At 63.1% G+C, this 3,768-nt stretch carries 1 protein-coding gene; it reads left to right on the forward strand.

The window, feature by feature from the left end:
• The first annotated feature begins 334 nt into the window (after positions 1-334).
• Positions 335-3,625, forward strand: a complete 3,291-nt coding sequence (locus VHD36_15555; GenBank protein HVU88737.1) for a PSD1 and planctomycete cytochrome C domain-containing protein — start codon at positions 335-337, stop codon at positions 3,623-3,625.
• The last annotated feature ends 143 nt before the right edge of the window (positions 3,626-3,768 follow it).

The following is a 3,768-nucleotide window of genomic DNA, read 5'->3' on the forward strand; positions in this document are numbered from 1 at the left end:
GCGTCACGCACAGGGCCAAGGCACGAAAGAGGGAGCGGCGCATGGTCGATTCCTCGCGAGAAATAGGGGGCGAATGCGAGCGATTTCCTGGCCAACTGCGACTTATCCTAGCCCGCGACTAGGGTCAGTCAAGCAACGGAAGCTCCATGCCAGAGGCGAGCATTTTCTTTACCGTCGTGTCCCGTGGCGATATAGTCGAGTTGGTCGCTGGATCTACGATTTCGACCGTATGCCCGCCGTCGCATTCCCGCCTCGACAACCTGCTAACAGGATTTATCTGTTGATTCGTTCGGCAAGAATCCTGAGGGGCACCATTTGCAAGGCGTGGCCGTACGTGCCGCTAGCGATCTTGTTCGTCGCGATGACCGCAGCGCGTACGGCATTTTCGGAGGAGCCGCTGACCGATGTGGCCGCTACTGCGACGGCGGCCGACCTCGAGTTCTTCGAAAAGCAAGTGCGTCCATTGCTCGTGGCACGCTGCCACGAATGTCATGCAGGTGAAAAGGCCAAGGGAAATCTGCACCTCGACTCGCGCGCGGCCGCTTTCGCCGGCGGCGATACTGGCCCGGCCATCGCACCTGGCAAGCCGGACGAGAGCCTGCTGATCGACGCCGTTCGCTACGGCGAAACGTATCAGATGCCTCCGAAGGGCAAGCTGCCTGACGAAGAAATCGCGACGCTCGTCGAATGGGTCAAACGCGGCGCGCCGTGGCCGGCGGAAAAGCCGGCAGCGTCAGGCGCCACTTCCGGGCCTGCCCCATTCAATTTCGCCGAGCGTGCACGGCACTGGTGCTTTCAACCGCTGCAAGCCGCGCAGGTGCCGACAGTCGCAAATTCCAGCTGGCCGCGCACCGACGTCGACCGTTTTATCCTCGCCGCGCTCGAAGCGCGTAAGCTAACGCCTGCGCCTCCGGCCGAAAAACCGGTGTGGTTGCGCCGCGTGACGTTCGACTTGCTCGGGCTGCCTCCGACCGTTGCCGAGATCGAGGATTTTCTCAATGACGATTCTCCACAAGCCTACGAAAAAGTCGTCGACCGGCTCTTGGCCTCGCCCCACTATGGCGAGCGGCAAGCCCGGCATTGGCTTGATCTCGCGCGCTTCGCCGAAACCTACGGTCACGAGCACGACTATGAAATCCCGAACGCGTGGCCGTATCGGGATTACTTGATTCGCGCGTTCAATGCCAATATTCCCTATGACAAGTTCCTGATCGAGCAAGTGGCCGGCGATCTGATCGATCCACCGCGACGGCATCCGACGGAGGGATTCAACGAGTCACTCATCGGCACCGCGTTTTTCTACCTCGGCGAAGCGCGACACTCGCCGGTCGACGTGCGCGAGGATGAAGCGACGCGAATCGACAACCAGATTGATGTCTTTGCCAAGACGTTCTTGGCGCTCACGGTCAGTTGTGCTCGTTGCCACGACCATAAATTCGACGCCATTACGCAAAAGGACTATTACGCGCTGGCCGGCTACCTGCAGAGCTCACGCTATCAGCAAGCGTTCCTCGATGATCCGTCGCGACTACAGCCACTTCTCGACGAGTTCTCCCAGCTTCGCAATCGCGAGCGGGCGGCGGTTGCCGATTTCGTGAAGAGCGCGCGTGAGCCGGCGATCGCGCGGATCATGGCCGAGCTCAACAAAGGAGCGACTCCGGCTGATGCGGCATCGAAGCTGCTGGCCGACGCCGCCCGCGCGCCGGCACACGTGCTCCATCCTCTGGCGGCGCTGAATGTCCCGCCCGCTTCGACGGCCGACGCCAATTTCGTGGCCCGTCGCGCCGAGTTGTCGGCGGCGCTGGATAAGCGCCTGGCCGAAAAACGTGTACTTCAAAGCTCGCCTCTCGCCGATTTCAATAGGCCGACGTTTGGTGATTGGATCGCGACGGGACCGGCCTTCGGCACGCGCCCTGCCCGACCGGGCGATGTGGCCCCGCGTGCTGCCGCGTCCGGCGCAATGACGTTGCAACTCGTAGGATCGCCGACGGCGCACAGCGGACTTGTCGCCGACAAGTTGCCCGGCGTGCTCCGCTCGCCGACGTTCACCATTGAAAAGCCGCGGCTTTACTATCACCTGTGGGGCACCGCCGGCAAGGTGCGGCTGATCCTCGACGGTTTTCAACTCATCCAAAACCCGATCTATGGCGGGCTGGAATTCGCCTCCGGCGGTCCCGCACCGCATTGGCACGAGCAGATCGTCGAGAAATGGGTTGGGCATCGCGCCTACATCGAACTCGTCGACGACGGCGACGGCTGGTTGGCTCTGGACCAGGTCGTGCAGGCCGAGTACCCTCCCGCAGCCGAGCAGGCCAACGCGCTGGTGGCAGCGCTGTTAAACAACGCCGCGATACAATCACCCGCCGACCTGGCGGCCAGCTATCGTCGTTTGTTCGACACCGCGATCGACGACTGGCTGGCGCGCGCCGATATCGACGCCGAAACGCGCGATCATGAAGGCGACCGTGCCGCGATCGTCAACGCGTTATTGTCGATCGCGGCCGCGGACCACGACGACGCGAACCTCGCGCGCGCTGGGGAACAGGCCCGCGCGGCGTTTGCGGAGATCGACCGACGGCGTCAGCAGCTTGTCGCCAGGCTGCCGGCATTTCGTCGTTCGCTGGCCATCGCCGAGGGAACGCCCGAGGACGAGTCCGTTTTCATTCGCGGCAATCACAAGACGCTGGGCGAGCGCGTGCCGCGGCGAAGCCTGCAGATACTTGGGGGCGGCGAACATCCTGCGGCGGCCGACTCGAGCGGACGGTTGGAGTTGGCTCGGTCGTTGGTGGATGGATCGAACTCGCTCGTTCCGCGCGTGATCGTGAATCGCGTCTGGCAGAGGCATTTTGGCCGCGGCCTTGTACCCACGCCCGACGATTTTGGCGTGATGGGCCAGACGCCTTCGCATCCGGAGCTGCTCGATTGGCTGGCCGCGGAGTTTATGCGCCAGGGTTGGTCGCTCAAGGCGCTCGACCGGATGCTGGTGCTATCGAGCGCGTACCGCATGTCGGGTCAAACCGCCCCGGCTGCGCGGGCTGCGGATCCCGAGAATCGCCTCTGGCATCACATGCCGCGCCGCCGGCTCGAAGCCGAGTGCATTCGCGACTCCGTACTGGCCGTGTCGGGCCGGCTCGATCGCACGATGTTCGGGCCTGGGGTGCCGCCGCATCTGACGCCCTTCATGAGCGGTCGCGGCCGGCCGAAAGAGTCCGGACCGCTCGACGGCGCGGGGCGCCGCAGCATCTACTTGCAGGTGCGGCGAAACTTCTTATCGCCGCTGTTGTTGGCGTTTGACTATCCGACGCCGTTTACGACGATCGGCCGGCGTACGGTCTCGAACGTCCCGGCGCAGGCGCTCGTGATGCTCAACAGCCCCTTCGTCGCCGAGCAAGCCGAACTGTGGGCGAAGCGACTTCTGTCGGAGGCAGGACAAAACGACGGCGACCGCATGCAGCAGATGTATCTGGAAGCCTTCGGCCGCCGGGCCACGACCGAAGAGCTGGCCGCGATGACCGCGTTTTTGAACGAGCAGCAAACGTTGTACACGACCACGGATGCGCAGCGCCCATGGGTCGATCTGGCGCACGTGTTGTTCAACGCCAAGGAATTTGTTTTTGTGGAGTAATAGGCAGTAGGCAGTAGGCAGTAGGCAGTAGGCAGTAGGCAGTAGGCAGTAGGCAGTAGGCAGTAGGCAGTAGGCAGTAGGCAGTAGGCAGTAGGCAGTAGGCAGTAGGCAGTAGGCAGTAGGCAGTAGGCAGTAGGCAGTAG

The organism is Pirellulales bacterium, assembly GCA_035546535.1.
Lineage (GTDB): Bacteria > Planctomycetota > Planctomycetia > Pirellulales > JACPPG01 > JACPPG01.